The sequence below is a fragment of the Streptomyces sp. TG1A-60 genome (genome assembly GCF_037201975.1).
Taxonomy (GTDB): domain Bacteria; phylum Actinomycetota; class Actinomycetes; order Streptomycetales; family Streptomycetaceae; genus Streptomyces.
This window is the reverse complement of sequence record NZ_CP147520.1, coordinates 7,162,587-7,179,603: the sequence shown is the minus strand read 5'-3', so window position 1 is coordinate 7,179,603 and position 17,017 is coordinate 7,162,587. Positions and strand designations below refer to the sequence as shown.

The window sequence follows — 17,017 nt, the reverse complement described above, 5'->3', positions numbered from 1 at the left end:
AGCAGGGCGATGTCGTCGCCCGGGTGGGCGGGCGCCACGGTGTCCAGGACCACCCGGCAGGTCTCCTCCGGTGTGCGCTCGGAGTGCGCCAGAGCCCCGCGCAACTGTTCGAGGACCACGTCGACGTCCCGGTTGCGGTCCTCGATGAGTCCGTCGGTGTAGAGGATCAGCTGGCTGCCCTCGGGGAGGTGGATCTCGACGGCTTCGAAGGGCAGGCCCCCGAGGCCGAGCGGAGGTCCGGGGGCAGCTCGGGGAACGACACGGCGCCGTCGGGGTCGACCAGTGCGGGCGGCGGATGGCCGGCGCGGGCCATGGTGCACTGCTGGGAGGTCGGGTCGTAGACGGCGTACAGACAGGTCGCGCCTATGATGCCGCCGCCGTCGGAGACGGGATCCTCCCGGTCCAGGCGTTGCACGAGGTTGTCGAGGTGGGTGAGGACCTCGTCCGGCGGGAAGTCGAGTTCGGCGAAGCTGCGGGCGGCGGTGCGCACACGGCCCATGGTCGCGGCGGAGAGCATGCCGTGGCCGACGACGTCGCCGACGAAGAGACCGACACGGGAGCCGGAGAGCGGGATGACGTCGTACCAGTCGCCGCCGACGTCGGACTCGGCGGGCAGATAGCGGTGGGCGACCTCGACGCTGTCCTGGACGGGGAGACCCTGCGGGAGCAGGCTGCGCTGCAGGGCCAGGACCATGGTGCGTTCGCGTGTGTAGCGCCGGGCGTTGTCGATGGACAGTGCGGCGCGGGTGGCGAGTTCCTGGGCCAGCGAGCGGTCGTCGTCCCCGAACGGGGCGGGGTCCTGCGCGCGGTAGAAGGCGGCGACGCCCAGGACGACACCCCGTGCGACCAGGGGCACCGCGATGAGGGAGTGGACGCGGCTCAGCAGCCGTTCGGTGTACTCGGGGTCCTGTGCGAGCCAGTCGGCTGCCGCCTTCAGATCCGGTTCCAGCACGGCCTGCCCGTCGGTCAGACAGCGCAGCTGGGGCGCGGTCGGGCCGTAGTCGATCTGCTTGCCGACGGGGCTGAAGGGGAGGTCGTCGCGGGTGCCGTGGACCACCGTCCGGCGCAGGTCGCCCCGGGGGTCGGCGGCCTCCTCGCCGCGCAGTACGGGTTCGGCCAGATCGACGGTGACGTAGTCGGCGAGGCGTGGGACGGCCGTCTCGGCGAGTTCCTGGGCCGTGCGGCGCACGTCCAGGGTGGTACCTATGCGGGCACTGGCCTCGGACAGCAGCTCCAGGCGACGGCGCGCGGCCAGGGCGTAGCCGCCCACATGGGGTTCCCCCACCATCACGAGACCTCTCTCGGGGGTCGGGGAACCGGGACGGCCGCCCGGCACTCCGTCGGAGGCGGTCGTGACGCCGTCGACGGCGAGGCCGTCGGGGGTGACGCCGTCGACGCCCGTGATGACGCGGCCGGGGGAGGCGTCGCGCCGGCGGCCGGGCGCCGGGACGGCGGCGAGCGGGCCGGGCGCCATGACGAGCCCGGGGGCGTCCTGGAATCGCCGGGCGGCCCGGGTGTCGGCGGACTCGACGGGCCGGGCGGTCGCGGCCGTCCCGGTGAGGAAGCCCAGCCTCTCGTCGAGCCGGCGCGGTACGGCGAAGGACTCGCCCGTCGAGGGGCCGGGAAGCACGGCTTCGACGGCGATGCCCTCCACTCCGGAGGCGCTGGTCATCGGACGGCTCACGAGGGTGACCCATCGGCCGTCCGTCAGGGGCACCTCGACGGCGGCGCGCTGTGCGCGGGAGATCAGCTCGGCGGCCCTCTCCAGCAGCGCGGCCCGCTCGCCGGGGCGCAGCCCGAGGGCCAACTCGTCCACCCCGACGCTGTGGTAAGGGCCCGCTCCGGCTTGGGCCCCGGCATCCAGATACGCCTGCAGCAGGGAACGCTCACGTGTGGAGCTCTGCCCCAGCAGCCGTCGCTCGATGGCCGCGGCCGCCTTGCGGATCACGGTGTCCAGCGCCGGGTTCTCGAAGGTGCGCGGATAGCCGAAGCACAGGACGCCTTCGATACGGCCGCTCAGCGGGTCGCGCACGGGCAGCGCGCGGCAGGCGTTGGCCTGCGAGCGATCGGCGAAGTGCTCGGCACCGTAGACCCGGATGGGCTGCCGCTCCACGAGGGCCAGACCGATGCCGTTGGTCCCGGCGAACCGCTCGGCGAACACGAACCCCGGCACGGCCTGGACATCCGGGAGGCCCCTGGCCAGCGACGCCTCTCCGAAGCGGCGCAGCAGGACCGTGCCGTCCGCGTCGGCGACGGAGATGTTCACCGCGCTGCCGGCGAATCCGGACTGCAGCCGGTCGAGCACCGGTACGGCGGCTCGGGTGATCCGGGCGTCCCGGTCGAAGTCGTCCCGGAAGGGAAGATCGGACCGGCCGGGCGAGAGGCCGAGGTCACGGCAGCGCTGCCAGGAGTTCAGGATCGAGGTGCGCACGCCCTTCTCCATCGCCTCACCCTGCAGAAACCGCTCACGCGAACGGGCGGGCCCCGTGCCGTCTGTCGCACGTCCCGTGAGTACCGGCTCGCCGTCGGACCGAACCACGCTGGCCTCACTCGCCCCTAGGCATCCGCTTATCGGAAATATCTGGCATTGACGAGGATACGGGTATCAGCAACGTGAGTCACGGTTCGCGGCTTTCCTCACGTGCGGTGACCGATCCGGCCCGGCATCACAGGACCGCGACCGGATTGACGGGGGAACCCGTACCGCCCGGGACGTTCAGCGGAGCCACGACGAGGAGGAAGTCGTAGCGCGCTGCCTCTGCGGTCGCGTCGGCGAGCGCTTCCAGGTCGAGGTTGTCCAGCAGCGGCACCCCCATCGCGGCCACCACCAGGGCGTGGACCGGCGAGTGCACGCCCTCCACGGGCGAGGGCCGCACATCGCTGTCACCGTCGCCGCCGAGCAGCGCGATGCCCCGTCCGGCCAGCAGGGGTACGGCCGCCGCATGGAGCCCCGCGCTCGCCTCGTCGGGGTCCCAGGCGCCGAGTTCCTCGCGGCGGCGGACACACCCGGACCGGAGCAGTACCGCGTCGCCCTCGCCGATCGTCACGCCGAGCGCCTTCTCGGCGGCGACGACGTCCCTGGCGTGCACGGCCTGCCCCGGCTCCAGCCAGCGGACACCGAGGGCGGCGGGCAGGTCGAGCAGCACACCCCGTGTGACGAGGGGTCCGAGCGACGAGACCGCGCCGAACCGGGCACCCGCGGCGTTGACGGCCCCGTCGGCCGCCCGGCCGTCGTAGAGCCGCCCCCGGTAGGCGATGTGGGAGAGAGCGTCGAGATGGGTGACGCCCTTGCCGTGGTAGTCGGCGGCGATGAAGTCCTTGTGGGTGGTGGGTTCCGGGCTCTCCACGTCCCCGAGATCGGTCATGTGGTGCAGGGCGGGCTTCCGGTTGTCCGGGCCCGGCCGCGTGTTCCACGGCAGCGCCATCGGGACGACCACCCCCGACCGCACTCCCGCCACGGCCCGCCGCACATGGTCCGCCGTCACCCGGTTCCAGGCACCCCGGTCCGCCTGGGGCCAGCGCCCCCACGTACGAACCGATTCGAAGATCGCGTCGAACTGCCGCCGGGAGACTGCGGGCCCGTTGTCGGTCATCCGTGCTCACCCTTCGGCCTCGACGCCGCTTCGGAGAGGAACAGCGTCCGAAAAGCACCTTATGGCAGGACCCGAGCCGAGAGCGGCGTGCCCACGCACAAGACGTCGGTACTACTCGGCCATCCACCGACATACCGGGACACAACTCGACGGCACGCAGGTCACCGCACCGATCGAGGCCCGCCGCACGCCCACCGGCCCGGGTGCCTCGCAGATTTTACCCGGAGCAATGATGCATCCGGCGGTTCCGTCCGTACCTCATGACGACCCATCCCCTGCCGGAGGTGCCACTTTCATGCCGCGCACATGGCGCATCGGAACGATCTTCGTGAGTGGTGGTCTGCTGATGACCGTCGCCGCGCTCGCCTACCCCCCCTTGCTGGGGATCGAGAAGACGGCCTCCTCTCAGGAACGGATCATCTCCAACACGCAGTTCGGCCCGCTGACCGAGGCCGACCGGGACTTCGTCATCAAGGTCCGTTCGGCGGGGCTGTGGGAGTACCCGCTGGGTGAGATGGTGATGGAGCGCGGTACGACGCCGGAGATGAAGGAGGCGGGCGAGCACCTGGTCGTCGGGCACGCCGGCCTGGACGAGATGTGCCGGAAGATCGCCCCCGAGCTGGGCATCAGGCTCAACAACGAGGCGAGCCCGCAGCAGCAGGAGTTCGTGGAGACCGTCGACGCGGCCACCGGCAAGGAGTTCGACTCCACCGCGGTGACCATCATGCGGGTGACGCACGGCCAGATCTTCCCGGCCATCGCGAAGATCCGTGCCAGTACGCGGAACACACTGGTGCGGCAGCTGGCCGACCTGGCCAACGACACCGTGCTCGACCACATCACGGTGCTGGAGAAGACCGGCCTGGTCGACCACGACCAGGTCAACTACCAGCAGACCAACCCGCCCAAGCTCCCCAGGGAGCAGGTCACCCCGCCCGTGCCCCCGCCGGGCGCACCGATGGTCGTCCTGACCCCCCGCCCGGACCTGGACGTGCGGACAAGCGCCCCGACACCGACCCCGACGGCGGGCGACGCCGCCACGGAGTGACCCGTCTGTGCCCCGCTCCCCCACGCCCCGGAAGGCGGCCGTTCGCTCGCACGGGATACCACTCGGCCAGGGCGGTCGTCACCGGGCAGGGGCGGGCTCGGTCGACGGCTCAGGCGCCTCGGCCCCCCGGGTGTCGCCAAGGCCGACGGGAACGACTTCGCGTCGCCCGTCGGCCGGACCACGGATTCTCCGCCCGCCACGTCGAACGCGGCGGGCGCCTTGATGCCCGCCACCCGCTGCTTCGGGGTGCCGCGCTCGACGACCTCGGCGAGGTCGGCGCGGCACCGGGCCATGACATCTGGACGGCGCGCCGGCCCTCGTCGATGAGCCGCTGCAAGCGCGGCGCCCCCGCCGTCGCCCTCACCACCGTCGGCGAACTGCCGGACGACCACTCGGCGGGGCTGCCGCTGCGCCGACAGGCGGGCGGGCCGTATGAGGGCCACCGTCCACGGCGGCTCAGGCCGTCAGGGACTGTCCCGGCTCCAGGGTGGTGAGGAGGCCGGCGTGGTGCAGTGCCGCGACGGGGGCGAGGAGGTCGGGGTGGCGGAGCAGTGCCGCCGCCCGCCGGTCGGGGTCGTCGGGGGTGAGGAGGCGGCGGAAGGCGACCGGTGAGCCCGTCGTGTGGTGGGATCCGGTGAGGGCGGCCACCGCGCTGTGGGCCAGCTCGGGGTCGGCGAGCAGACAGGCCGCCCAGCTGGCCACGACCTCGTCGACCCACGTCCGCCACGCGTACTCGCCGGGGGTAGGGGCCTCGCCGGTGCCGGTGATCCAGTCGAGCCGGGCGGAGCCGCCCGGGCCCGCCACGCCGACGAGCGCCACGTCCATCGGTGTCGGATAGCGGAGCCATGCCGCCACGGTGACGGCCTGCCGGGCCTGCGCCTCCAAGAGCGCGCCGTCCAGCGCGCCGCCGCCCGCCGGATAGGCGCGCGTCAGCCACTGCGTGGTGGCCGCTATGAGCGGGGAGAGATCTGCGAGCACCGGGCCGTCCGTGAGTACTGGGGAGTGCGTTGCACAACGTAGCCGGGCGCCGTCGGCCCAGACATGGCGCAGGCCACGGAAGGGACGTGTCCTCGGCCACACCGCTGTGCCGCACCAGAACCGGGACGTCAGTACGACGCGTTCGACGCCGAAGGGGTTGCACCGACCTCCACCGGCTCAGGCCCGGAACGAACGAGTGGGGCCCGCGGACAGGAAGTGCCGTGCCCGTGCCCGCCCGCGCCCGTCACGGTCACGGACAGGAGGGCACTCGGAGGTGACGACGCTGCGGCGCTGACAGATCCGCCCGGCCCGAAGAGCCGGGGCCGGGCGGCTGCCCTCCGCGAACGGAGTCCACGAGAGCGGCCATGGCACGTCGGGATTGGCGGTCACGACGGCGCAGCGGTGCCACGCCCCCAGCGCGTCAGCGTTTGCCGAACTGGGCGCGGCCCGGCTGGTCGACGTTCGGGGTGACGGTGATGCCGGTGTCGGTGAGGGTCTGGCCGTGGATGTCGGTGACGCGGATGGCGGAGCCGCAGCCGGTGCCGTCCGCGGAGACGAAGTAGTTGTACTCCTGGCGCGGCAGCCGGTGCCAGGTCGTGCCGGTGCGGACCTCCAGGGTGGCCACGGGGTTGCGGTGGTCGCGGACCTGGATGCCGCACCACCACGGCGAGGACCCCTCCTTGTAGCGGTAGGCGACCGGGCCGCTGATGTCCGGGCTCACCAGCGTCCAGGTGATCGGCACCCGGCCGGCCACGGGATCGGCGATGCGGGCGAACGCCTGCCGGCCGAGGTCGACGTCGCCGGGGCGGCACTCCGGGCAGCGGTCGACGATCTTCACCGTGATCTCGCCCCGGGGCCCCCTGACGCGGATGTGGGCGCCGCACATCCGGGCGTTGTCGTAGTCGGTGTGGTTGAGGGCCGCGACGGCGATGTCGCCGGTGGCGTCGTAGAGGCAGTTCCCGACGCCGGTCGCGCCGTAGAAGGTGCCCTCGCCGGAGTAGGTCACACCCGGCTGGACACTGGCGTACGCCGGTGCGGTGGCCGTGGCGAGGAAGGCCGTGACGGCGGCGAGGAGGGCGAGTCGTCCACGCATGCGGATGCCTTTCGAGAACAGGGGAGCGTGCTCGGGCGCCGAGATCCTGACATCTTTGAAATCTCAAGAGAAGCCCGATTACAGCCATACGTCTCGAACGCCCCTCTGGCGTGCCCGGACCCTTGTCACGCACGGACGAACGCCGACCCCACAGGACTCATCTCCCGCAAACAGAATGGTGATTGGCCCGGCCCACCCCTCCCGCGCTGCCATATTCGAAAGCCACTTCGGAGGTGGCTGTGACGCTAGAGGTGACAACATCCCGGGCGAGGCGGTTGACGGAGCGGGCGCCCACCCGTGTACCCGAACCGGTCGATGACCGGATCGGTGAACGCACCGTCGACCGGACCGCCGACCGCATCACCGATCTGGAGAGCCGCCGTATGCGGGCGGTCGCTCCGGGCGGACCCGGGAGACGTGGAGAATACGGCGCCCGGGAGCGGATCGACCTGCTGCTGGACGCGGGCTCGTTCACCGAGACGGGCCTGTTCGTGCGGGCCCGGCCCACCGGCGACGACGCCCGGCGTCCGTACGGCGACGGCGTGGTCACCGGGCACGGCACGATCGACGGCCGCCCCGTCTGTGTCTTCGCCCAGGACGCCACGGTCTTCGGCGGCAGCATGGGCGAGGCCTTCGGCGAGAAGACCATCGCCCTGATGGACCTCGCCCTGAAGACGGGCTGTCCGGTGATCGGGCTCAACGACGGCGGCGGCGCCCGCATCCAGGAGGGCGTCACCTCGCTCGCCCTCTACGCGGAGTTGGTGCGCCGCAACGTACAGGCGTCCGGGGTGATCCCGCAGATCTCGGTCGTCCTCGGGCCGTGCGCCGGCGGGGCCGCCTACTCGCCGGCCATCACCGACTTCACCGTGATGGTGGACGGCGCCTCGCACATGTTCGTCACCGGGCCCGACGTCATCGAGACGGTCACCGGCGAGCGCACCAGCGCCGAGGAACTGGGCGGCGCCCGCACCAGCAACACCGTCAACGGCAACGCCCACTTCCTCGCCGCCGACGAGGTGGACGCCCTCGACACCGTACGTGACCTGCTGTCGTACCTGCCCGCCAACAACCTGGAGCGGCCCCCGCAGTACGCGCCGGGGGCCGCGCCCGCCGGGCTGTGCCTGGACGCGGTGGTGCCGGACCGGCTCGGGCAGGCCTACGACATGCGGGACGTCCTGCGCGCGGTCGTCGACGACGGTGAGCTCCTGGAGGTCCAGGAGCTGTTCGCGCCGAACATCATCTGCGCGCTGGCCCTCGTCGAGGGCGCGGCCGTCGGTGTCGTCGCCAATCAGCCACTGCACGCCGCCGGGGTCCTCGACATCGACGCCTCCGAGAAGGCCGCGCGGTTCGTACGGTTCTGCGACGCGTTCGGCATCCCGCTGCTCACCTTCGCCGACGTCCCGGGCTATCTCTCCGGCGTGCGCCAGGAGCAGGCCGGCATCATCCGGCGCGGCGCGAAACTCCTGTACGCGTACGCCGAGGCGACCGTCCCCAAGGTCACGGTGGTGGTACGCAAGGCGTACGGCGGCGGCTACGCGGTGATGGGCTCCAAGCATCTCGGCGCCGACATCAACCTCGCCTGGCCCACCGCCCGGATCGCCGTCATGGGCGCCGAGGGCGCGGTGGGTGTCCTGCACCGGCGTGAACTCGCCGCCGCCGCCGACCCCGACGCGCTGCGCGCCCGTCTGGTCTCCGCGTACGAGGGCACGTACGGCACGCCGTATCTCGCCGCCGAGCGCGGATACGTCGACGCGGTCATCGCCCCGCGCGACACCCGCGCCCACATCTGCCGCGCCCTGCGCGCCCTGCGCGGCAAGCGCGCCCCGATGCCGGAACGCCGCCACGGCAACATCCCGCTCTGAGCGCCCCCACGCCCCCGACCGGTCCACCGGCCGGACCGCCGCGACCGCGCCAACCGCCCACCCCGCTGACCGCAAGCCGTCCCCGCGACGTGAGGAGCCATGCCCGATGGACTGCCGCCGCCCCCCGCTCGCGCCCGTGTTCCGGAGTCTGCCGGAGTACGTGCGGCACTGGGCCGAGACCACTCCCGACCGCCGGGCGTTCACCTTCGTCGACCACCCCGCGCCGCAGTCGCGGGGCGTCCACCGCACGTTGACCTGGCGCCGCCTGGACCTGCGGATACGGGCCGTGGCCGCCCGGCTCGCCACGGAGGCCGAGCCCGGGTCCCGGGTCGCGGTGCTGTGTCCGCAGGGGACGGAGTACGTCACCTCCTTCCTCGCGGCGCTCGCCGCCGGACTGGTCGCCGTACCGCTGTATCCGCCCGGTCTGCCCGGACAGGGCGACCGGCTGTCGGCGGTCCTGACCGACGCGTGCCCGGCGGTCGTCGTGACGACGGGACCCGTGCTCGACGAGGTGCGGGAGCTCTGTGCGGGCCGGGCGACGAAGGTCATCGCCGCCGACCAGGTGCCCGACGCCGCCGCCGGCGACTGGCGGCCGACCGCGCCCGACGACGGCGCGGTCGCCTACCTCCAGTACACCTCCGGCTCGACCCGCACCCCGGCGGGCGTGGAGATCACCCATGCCAACGTCGTCGCCAACGCCCGCCAGGCGCTGGCCGCCTACGGTGCCGACGCGCACCCGGTGACCTGTGTGGGCTGGCTGCCGCTGTACCACGACATGGGTCTCGTGCTGAGCGTCGCGGCGCCGGTGGTGCGGGGGCTGCTGTCGGTGCTGATGGATCCGGTGGCGTTCCTGCACGAGCCCGTGCGCTGGCTGCGGCTGCTGGCCGCACACCCGCGCGCGCTGAGCGCCGCGCCCAACTTCGCCTACGACTACTGCGCGTCGGCGGTCACCGAGGCACAGAAGGCCGACCTGCGGCTGGGCGGCGTCAGCGCGCTGCTCAACGGCAGCGAGCCGGTCCGCCCCGGCACGGCCGACCGTTTCCACGCCGCGTTCGCCGCGCAGGGACTCCTGCCGGAGACGCACTGTCCGTCGTACGGGCTGGCCGAGGCGACCGTCTTCGTCAGTGCCGCCCGCCCCGGGGAGCCGTTGCGCAGGTTCGCGCTCGACCGTGACGCCCTGGCCAGCGGGAAGGCTCTGCCCGCGCGGGCCGACGATCCTCGGGCCGTGCTGCTGGCCGGCTGCGGCACCCCGGCGGGCCAGCGGGTGCGGATCGCCGATCCGGTGTCCCGGGTGGCACTGGCGGAGGGGGAGGTCGGCGAGATCTGGGTGCAGGGCCCCAACGTGGGGCGGGGGTACCGGAATCAGGACCGGCAGAGCCGGCACGTCTTCGGCGCCGTGTTCGCCGAGGTCACGGACGGTCCGGGCGGATGGCTGCGGACCGGCGATCTGGGGACGGTCCTGGACGGGCAGCTGATCGTCACCGGACGGCTGAAGGACCTCATCGTCGTCGACGGGCGCAACCACTACCCGCAGGACGTGGAGGCCACGGCCCAGGACGCGCATCCGGCCGTACGGCGTGACCGGCTCGCCGCGTTCGGCGTGCCCGGCGGCACCGGGGAGCGGGTGGTCGTCGTCGCGGAGCACGCGCGGACCGTGCCTCTCGCCGAGATCGACGTACCGGCCCTGGTACGGAACGTACGCGCGGCCGTCTCGGCCCGGCACGGGCTGCGGCTCTCGGAGGTCCTCCTCCTCGCACCGGGCACGGTGCCCCGCACCTCCAGCGGCAAGGTGTCACGGGCACTGACCCGGGAGCGCTATCTGGCGGGCGCCTACGCGGCGGGAGTCGTGGGATGAGGGTCGTGGACGGGGCCGGGGAGGGAAGGCCGCGCGGTCCGGTCGACGCGGGCGACGAGAGGGCGCTGCGGCGGCTGATCGCCGAGCGGGTGGCCGCCTGGAGTGGCACGGCCGTCGAGGACGTGCCGATGGACCGGCCGCTCGCGGATCTCGGGATGTCCTCGCGGGACGCGGTCGTGCTCACGGGGGAGCTGTCCCGGGCGACGGGCCGTGAGTTGCCGGCGACGCTGCTGTGGGAGGCCGCCACGGGTGATGCCCTGGTGGCCCGTCTGTGCGGCACGGCGGACAACGCTCCGGCGGCGGCCACGGCTCCTCCCCCTGCGACGCCCTCGCCCGGTGAGCCGGTCGCGGTCGTCGGGATCGGCTGCCGGCTGCCCGGGGGTGTGCACGGCCCGGCGGAGTACTGGCGGTCACTGACCGCGGGCGTCGACGCGATCCGGCGGGTCCCGGAGGACCGCTGGCGGGACTTCACGCCCTACCCGCCTGCCGACGCGCTCCCGTACGGCGGCTATCTCGACGACGTCGCCGGGTTCGACGCGGACTTCTTCCGCGTCACCCCGCGCGAGGCCGCGGTGATGGACCCGCAGCAGCGGATCCTGCTGGAGGTCGTCCAGGAGACCCTCGACCACGCCGCCGTCCCGGCCGTCTCCCTCGCCGGTACCGCCACCGGTGTCTTCGTCGGGGTCTCCGCGCCCGAGTACGGGCAGCTCACCGGCGCCGACCCGGCGGCCGTCGATCCCTGGGCACCGGCCGGCGGGGCGCTGAGCGTGGCGGCGGGCCGGCTGGCGTACGTGCTGGACACGCGGGGGCCGAGCATGGCCGTCGACACGGCGTGCTCGTCGTCGCTGGTCGCCGTGCACCACGCCTGCGTCAGCCTGCGCACGGGCGAGAGCGACCTCGCGATCGCCGCCGGAGTCAACCTGCTGCTCTCCCCCACGGTCACCGTGGCGTTCCGGCGGGCGGGCGCCCTCGCGCCGGACGGGCGCTGCAAGCCGTTCTCGGCGGCGGCCGACGGCATCGGGCGCGGCGAGGGCTGCGCGGCCGTGCTCCTGAAGCGGCTGTCCGACGCCGAGCGGGACGGCGACCGTGTCCTCGCCGTCATCCGCGCCACCGCCGTCAACTCCGACGGCCGCTCCAACGGCCTCCTGGCCCCCAACCCGGCGGCCCAGCAGGCTCTTCTGACGACCGCGTACGCGCGGGCCGGACTCGACCCCGCGCACATCGACCACGTCGAGGCGCACGGCACGGGCACCCCGCTCGGCGACCCCATCGAGGCGGGCGCGCTCGGTGCGGTGCTCGGCGCCGGTCGCGACCCCGACCAGCCGCTGCTCCTCGGCTCCGTCAAGGGCAACCTCGGCCATCTGGAGTCCGCCGCGGGCATCGCCGGCCTGGTGAAGACGGTCCTCGCACTCCACCACGATCTGATCCCGCCCTCGCTGCACTGTGCCGAGGGCAGCGCCCTGGGGAACGACCCACGGCTACGGGTCGCGACGGAGGCCGAGCCGTGGCCCCGGTACGGCGGTACGGCCACCGCCGGGGTCTCCGGGTTCGGGTTCGGTGGTACCAACGCCCATGCGGTACTGGAGGAATGGCGGCCCGGCGCCCTGCTGCCGCCCCCGGCCGAGGAGTCCCCCGCCCGCCTCCACCTCCTCTCCGACATCGACGCCGACCGGGTCCGCGACACCGCCGCCCGGCTCGCCGACTGGCTCGGCACGCCCGAGGGAAGCGCCGCTCACCCCGCCGACGTGGCCCGCACGCTCGCCGGGCGGACCGGAAGAGGGCCCGTGCGTGCCGCGGTCGTCGCCGGAGACCGTGCCGAACTCACCGACGGACTGGGCGCGTTGGCGGGCGAACTCCCCCACCCGCGGGTCGTCACCGGCGACCGCGATCTCCTCGGGCGCGGCCCTGTGTGGGTCTTCTCCGGGTACGGCAGCCAGTGGGCCGGCATGGGCGGTCGGCTGCTGGCCGAGGAGCCCGCCTTCGCCGCGGCCGTGGAGAAGCTCGACGCGCTACTGGCCCCCGAGTGCGGCCTCTCCCTCTACGACCACCTGGCCTCCGGCGGCGACCTCGACCGTCTGGAGGTCGCCCAACCCGTCCTCTTCGGACTGCAGTTGGCGCTCGCCGAGCTGTGGCGCGCGCACGGCGTCGAGCCCGCCGCCGTCATCGGCCACTCCCTGGGCGAGGTGGCCGCCGCGGTGTGCGCGGGCGCGCTGGAGGTGTCGGACGCGGCCCGCGTGGTCGCCGTACGGGCCCGGCTGCTCAGTGGGCTGCACGGTGGGGCGATGGCGGTGGTAGACCTCGACGACGGTGAACTCGACTCCCTGGAACGGGACTTCCCCGGCGTCCATGTCGCCGTACACTCCTCGCCCGGACAGAAGGTGGTCACCGGGGAGGAGCCGGCGGTGGCCCGGCTCGTGCGGCGGCTGGAGCGGGAGGGACGGGCCGCGCGTGCGATGCGGGTGGTCGGAGCGGGCCACTCCCCGCAGGTCGAGCCGCTGCTGCCGGAGCTGTCGGCGGAGCTGTCCGACATCCGGGGCGGACGCCCCCGCGTCCCCGTTTATTCCACGGTGCTGGACGACCCCCGTGGCGACTGCGTGTTCGACGCCGCGCACTGGGTCGCGAACCTGCGGCGGCCCGTACGCCTCGACCGTGCCGTCGCCGCTGCCGCCGCCGACGGGCACACCGCCTTCGTCGAGCTCTCCCCCCACCCGGTCCTGACCCGCGCCCTCACGGACACCGCCCCCGGCGTCCTCGCTCTCGGCACCCTCCACCGCGACGCCGACACCTCCGCCGACTTCCTCACGCGGCTGGGCACCCTGTACACCGCCGGACTGCGCCTTCCACCGCCGCCGGGCCGCGTCACCGACCTGCCCGCGCCGCGCTGGCGGCACGTGCGGCACTGGTGGACGGACGGGCGTGCGGGCGTCGCGGCCACGGGCTGGACGACGGCACGGGCAGCGCGGGACCGCGTCACGGAGGAGGTCCGTGCGACGGAAGGAGGGCATGAGCGGGGCGGGGGCCAGGCGGCGGCAGGGGACCGCGGGGTGGAGAACGCCTCGGTCCACGCCCGTCTCTGTCATCACATCGCCGCCGTCACCGGGCATCCGCCGGGCCGCGTCACCCCGGCCACCGCCTTCGCCGAACTGGGCCTGGACTCCCTGATGGCCGTCCGCATCCGCACCGCGCTCGAAGGCGAGTTCGGCATCGAGCTCCCCCTGCGCGACCTGCTGGGCGCCGCCACGGTCGAGGACGCCGCGGCCCGTATCCAGCGGGCCCTGCCGGGGAGGGCGGCGCCGGACGAGGCGGCGCCGGAGACAGCGCCGGGCGAGGACGCCCTTCCCCATCCCCGGCAGACCGCCGGCCCCCGTTCCCCACTCCACCCCCTCCGGACTTCCGGCTCCCTCCCCCGCTCTTCCTCGTCCACGCCGCCGGGGGCACGACCGACGTGTACCGTCCCCTCGTCGAACGCCTCGGCACGGAACGGCCGGTGTACGGGCTGGAGCGGCTCGAAGAGGCCCGTACGGTCACCGAGAAGGCGCGTCGCTACGCCGAGGCGGTGGCCGCCGCGCACCCCGAGGGGCCCTGTCTGCTGGGTGGCTGGTCGTTCGGCGGATTCGTGGCGCAGGAGGCCGCGCGGCAGCTCACGGCCGCCGGACGGGATGTGGACATGGTCCTGCTCATCGACTCCGTACGGCCGCTGCCCCGGCCCGAGACGACACCGGCCGAGCGGATCCGCGCCCACTTCGAGGGTTTCGCCCGGTACGTCGCCGACACATACGGCGTCGAACTGGAGCTGCCGTACGACGAGTTGGCCGCGACGGAGGACGACGGCGAGCGCGTCGACACCGTGCTGCGGGCCCTGCGCGAGGCAGCCGACGTGCCGCGGGCGGCCCTCGCTCACCAGCGGTCCTCCTACCTGGACCTGCGGATCGGCGAGGCCCACCGGCCGGGCCGGTACGACGGGCGGGTGCTCCTGTACCGGGCGACGGAGCCCGCGCCGCACACCGTGCGCGACCGGGCGTACGAGCGGGACGACGCGTCGCTCGGCTGGGACGAGCTGTGCCCGCGTCTTTCGGTCGTCCGGGTGGCGGGGCACCATCTGTCGCTGCTCGACCCGCCGCACGTCGACGAGATCGCCACCCATCTGCGGTGGCAGCTCGCCAGGAACAACCGCTGAACCCGAGCCGAGGAGTGCCGCCATGTCCGACCCCAACGACGCATCGCCCACCGGAATGTCCCGACGCGCCCTCGCCAGGGGGACCGCCGCCACCGGCCTGGCCGCCCTCTTCGGCGCCACAGCCACCGGTACCGCCACGGCGGCCACACACCGGGCGGCCCCACGCAAGTCGACCGCCACCAGCCAGACAGCCACAGCCACAGCCACTCGAACGGTCACCCCGCTCGGCCCCCGCACCCTCGACGTCTCCCTCCCCTCCACCGCCCTGGGCCGGAGCGCCCCGGTGCGACTGATCCTCCCCTCCTCCTTCGGCGCGCAGCCCAGCCGGACGTACCCCGTCCTGTACCTCCTCCACGGCGCCCACGACGACTACACGTCCTGGACCCGGGAGACGGACGTAGTGGCGTTCACGGAGGGCCGCGAGCTGATCGTGGCGATGCCGGACGCCGGGCCGACCGGCATTCCCACCGCCTGGCGGGACGGGCCCGACTACGAGACCTTCCAGGTCGACGAGGTGCCGGCGCTGCTGGCCCGCGACTACCGCGCGTCCGGGGTCCGGGCGGTCGCCGGGGTCTCCACCGGCGGCTACGGTGCGATGGCGCACGCCGCCCGTCACCCGGGGACGTTCGCCGCGGCGGCCTCCTACAGCGGGATCCTCGACACCATGGCGCCCGGAGTGCCCAGCCTGATGGACGCCATCGTGGCCCGGGAGAACCTGGCGCCGCGATCCCTGTGGGGCAACCCGTTCCTGAACCTCCTCACCTGGCGGGACTTCAACCCGCGTTCCCGCGCGGCGGGGCTGCGCGCCACCGCCCTGTACGTGTCCAGCGGCAGCGGCGTGGCCGGCGGGACCGGTGACTGGCTCCCGGAAGCGCTGGAGAGCGCGCTGTGGCCGTCGGCGCACGCCTTCACCGACACGCTCGCGCGGCTGCGGGTCCCGGTGACCACCCACTTCTACCCGGGAGGAGGACACAGCTGGGCCTACTGGAAGCGGGAGTTCGGCGCGTCGTGGCCGATGCTCGCCGGTGCGCTGGGGGTGCCGGCGTGAGGTCGGTGCCGTCGGGGCACGGAACGGAGCGAAGGGCTCGTCCGTCCAACCCAGGACTTGCCCCTCACCCCACGGGCACCAGCCCACGGGTGAGCCGCTTCCGGGTGAAAGGAGGGTCAGCCGTGGCTGCCCCCACCCCGCCGCACGGTGTACCGGACGGCCCGGCCGCCGCCTCGGTGCCGCACGAACTCGCCAACCTGCTGCGCGACCAGTTGGCGGACGTCGCCGACGAGGTGGAGGAACAGGTGCGCAGACAGGTCCCGGAGTACGCCCGGCCGGCCGACGGGGCATACAGCGCGCACCTGAGGTCAGGCGTCGTCCAGGCCCTGACCCTGTTCGTCGACCACATCGCCGATCCCCGCGGCCAGAGCGCCGCGATCACCGCCACCTATTACGAGCTCGGGCGCGGCGAGGCACTGGAGGGCCGCGCCCTGGACGCGTTGCAGTCCGCACTGCGCGTCGGTGGTCTGCACGCCTGGCGGCTGATGGGCCGTACGGCGGAGGAACTGGGCCTGGACTCCTCGGTCGTGTCCGCGCTGGGCGAGCTGGCGTTCCGGACGATGCACGAGGTCGCCGAGGCAGCCGCCGCCGGATACGCGGAAGCGCGGTCGCGCAGCACGGGCGAGCTGGAGCGGCGGCGCAGGCGGCTGCTCGATCTGCTCCTGGACGAGGGGCCGGTGGCCCCGGAGGCGGTGCAGGACCTGGCGCACGGCGCCCGGTGGTCGGTGCCGAGGCAGGTCGCGGTGGTCGCGCTCGCGGCGACCGCGGAGCAACGGGAGGCGGACCGGCCGTTGGCGGCGGCGGGGGCGCTGGTGGACATGGAGTCCCGGCCGCCGCGGATGCTGGTGCCCGACCCGGACGGTTCCGGTCGCTTCGGCGGCCGGGCGTTCACCCTGGCGCTGCGTGGCAGGCCCGCCGCGATCGGCCCGACGGTCCCGCTCACGGAGGCCGCCCGGTCGCTGCGCTGGGCCACCCGCGCGCTCGGGCTGATGGGGCGCGGCATCCTCCCCCGGCAGGGCGTGGTGCGCTGCGCCGACCATCTGTCGACGCTGCTGCTGCACAGCGACGAACCGATGCTCGCCCAGTTGCAGACGCAGGTGCTGGCCCCGCTGGACGCGGTCGCGGAGGGGCCCCGTGGCCGGCTCGCCGAGACTTTGCTGGCATGGCTGCTCAGCGGCAGCAACGTGCCCGATGTCGCCGCCCGCCTGCACGTCCACCCGCAGACGGTCCGCTACCGCCTGCGCCAGCTGGAGAAGCTCTTCGGCGACGCCCTGCACGAACCCGGCACCCGGCTGGACCTCATACTCGCCCTGCGCGCCGAGGCGCTGCGCGACGACACATGCCCCGCGTGAGACCACACACA

8 protein-coding genes and 2 pseudogenes are annotated in these 17,017 nt (G+C 73.8%); 6 read left to right on the top strand and 4 right to left on the bottom strand.

Translation table 11 applies throughout. The annotated features are described in order from the left end of the window. Positions 1 to 47: 47 nt before the first annotated feature. A pseudogene (locus WBG99_RS31540) lies at positions 48 to 2,443 on the bottom strand (SpoIIE family protein phosphatase); the annotation flags it as partial. Positions 2,444 to 2,666: 223 nt separating this feature from the next. Then, on the bottom strand, positions 2,667 to 3,593 hold the full coding sequence (locus WBG99_RS31535) for a cyclase family protein (RefSeq protein WP_338899599.1): 927 nt from the start codon (positions 3,591 to 3,593) through the stop codon (positions 2,667 to 2,669). Between the two features lie 295 nt (positions 3,594 to 3,888). On the opposite strand from WBG99_RS31535, the gene WBG99_RS31530 reads away from it, so the two are divergent. After that, complete coding sequence (locus tag WBG99_RS31530) at positions 3,889 to 4,641, top strand: DUF4142 domain-containing protein (protein WP_338899598.1); 753 nt, start codon at positions 3,889 to 3,891, stop codon at positions 4,639 to 4,641. Positions 4,642 to 5,097: 456 nt separating this feature from the next. On the opposite strand, the gene WBG99_RS31525 is transcribed toward WBG99_RS31530, so the two are convergent. Next, positions 5,098 to 5,619, bottom strand: a complete 522-nt coding sequence (locus tag WBG99_RS31525) for a hypothetical protein (protein ID WP_338899597.1) — start codon at positions 5,617 to 5,619, stop codon at positions 5,098 to 5,100. 421 nt (positions 5,620 to 6,040) lie between these two features. Then, on the bottom strand, positions 6,041 to 6,712 hold the full coding sequence (locus WBG99_RS31520) for an expansin EXLX1 family cellulose-binding protein (RefSeq protein WP_338899596.1): 672 nt from the start codon (positions 6,710 to 6,712) through the stop codon (positions 6,041 to 6,043). 383 nt (positions 6,713 to 7,095) lie between these two features. On the opposite strand from WBG99_RS31520, the gene WBG99_RS31515 reads away from it, so the two are divergent. The 5 genes and pseudogenes from WBG99_RS31515 to WBG99_RS31495 all read left to right on the top strand — a co-directional run bounded on the left by WBG99_RS31515 (position 7,096) and on the right by WBG99_RS31495 (position 17,006). After that, positions 7,096 to 8,574 carry an acyl-CoA carboxylase subunit beta gene (locus WBG99_RS31515; RefSeq protein WP_338900544.1) on the top strand — a complete coding sequence of 493 codons (1,479 nt, stop codon included), beginning with the start codon at positions 7,096 to 7,098 and terminating at the stop codon, positions 8,572 to 8,574. A 106-nt stretch (positions 8,575 to 8,680) separates the two neighbouring features. After that, positions 8,681 to 10,429 (top strand): fatty acyl-AMP ligase, encoded by a 1,749-nt coding sequence (locus WBG99_RS31510; protein ID WP_338899595.1) that lies wholly within the window; start codon positions 8,681 to 8,683, stop codon positions 10,427 to 10,429. Then, positions 10,426 to 14,606: pseudogene (locus WBG99_RS31505) on the top strand (type I polyketide synthase). Before WBG99_RS31510 ends, WBG99_RS31505 begins: the two are co-directional and overlap by 4 nt. A 22-nt stretch (positions 14,607 to 14,628) precedes the next feature. Continuing rightward, the gene (locus tag WBG99_RS31500; protein ID WP_338899594.1) at positions 14,629 to 15,654 is read left to right on the top strand and encodes an alpha/beta hydrolase family protein; all 1,026 of its coding nucleotides are present in this window, start codon (positions 14,629 to 14,631) and stop codon (positions 15,652 to 15,654) included. 122 nt (positions 15,655 to 15,776) lie between these two features. Next, on the top strand, positions 15,777 to 17,006 hold the full coding sequence (locus WBG99_RS31495; protein WP_338899593.1) for a helix-turn-helix domain-containing protein: 1,230 nt from the start codon (positions 15,777 to 15,779) through the stop codon (positions 17,004 to 17,006). The last annotated feature ends 11 nt before the right edge of the window (positions 17,007 to 17,017 follow it).

Bases quoted from the DNA above. Each gene is read 5' to 3' on its own strand.
- WBG99_RS31535 (WP_338899599.1), bottom strand. From the start codon at position 3,593: ATGACCGACAACGGGCCCGCAGTCTCCCGGCGGCAGTTCGACGCGATC.
- WBG99_RS31530 (WP_338899598.1), top strand. From the start codon at position 3,889: ATGCCGCGCACATGGCGCATCGGAACGATCTTCGTGAGTGGTGGTCTG.
- WBG99_RS31520 (WP_338899596.1), bottom strand. From the start codon at position 6,712: ATGCGTGGACGACTCGCCCTCCTCGCCGCCGTCACGGCCTTCCTCGCC.
- WBG99_RS31515 (WP_338900544.1), top strand. From the start codon at position 7,096: ATGCGGGCGGTCGCTCCGGGCGGACCCGGGAGACGTGGAGAATACGGC.
- WBG99_RS31510 (WP_338899595.1), top strand. From the start codon at position 8,681: ATGGACTGCCGCCGCCCCCCGCTCGCGCCCGTGTTCCGGAGTCTGCCG.
- WBG99_RS31500 (WP_338899594.1), top strand. From the start codon at position 14,629: ATGTCCGACCCCAACGACGCATCGCCCACCGGAATGTCCCGACGCGCC.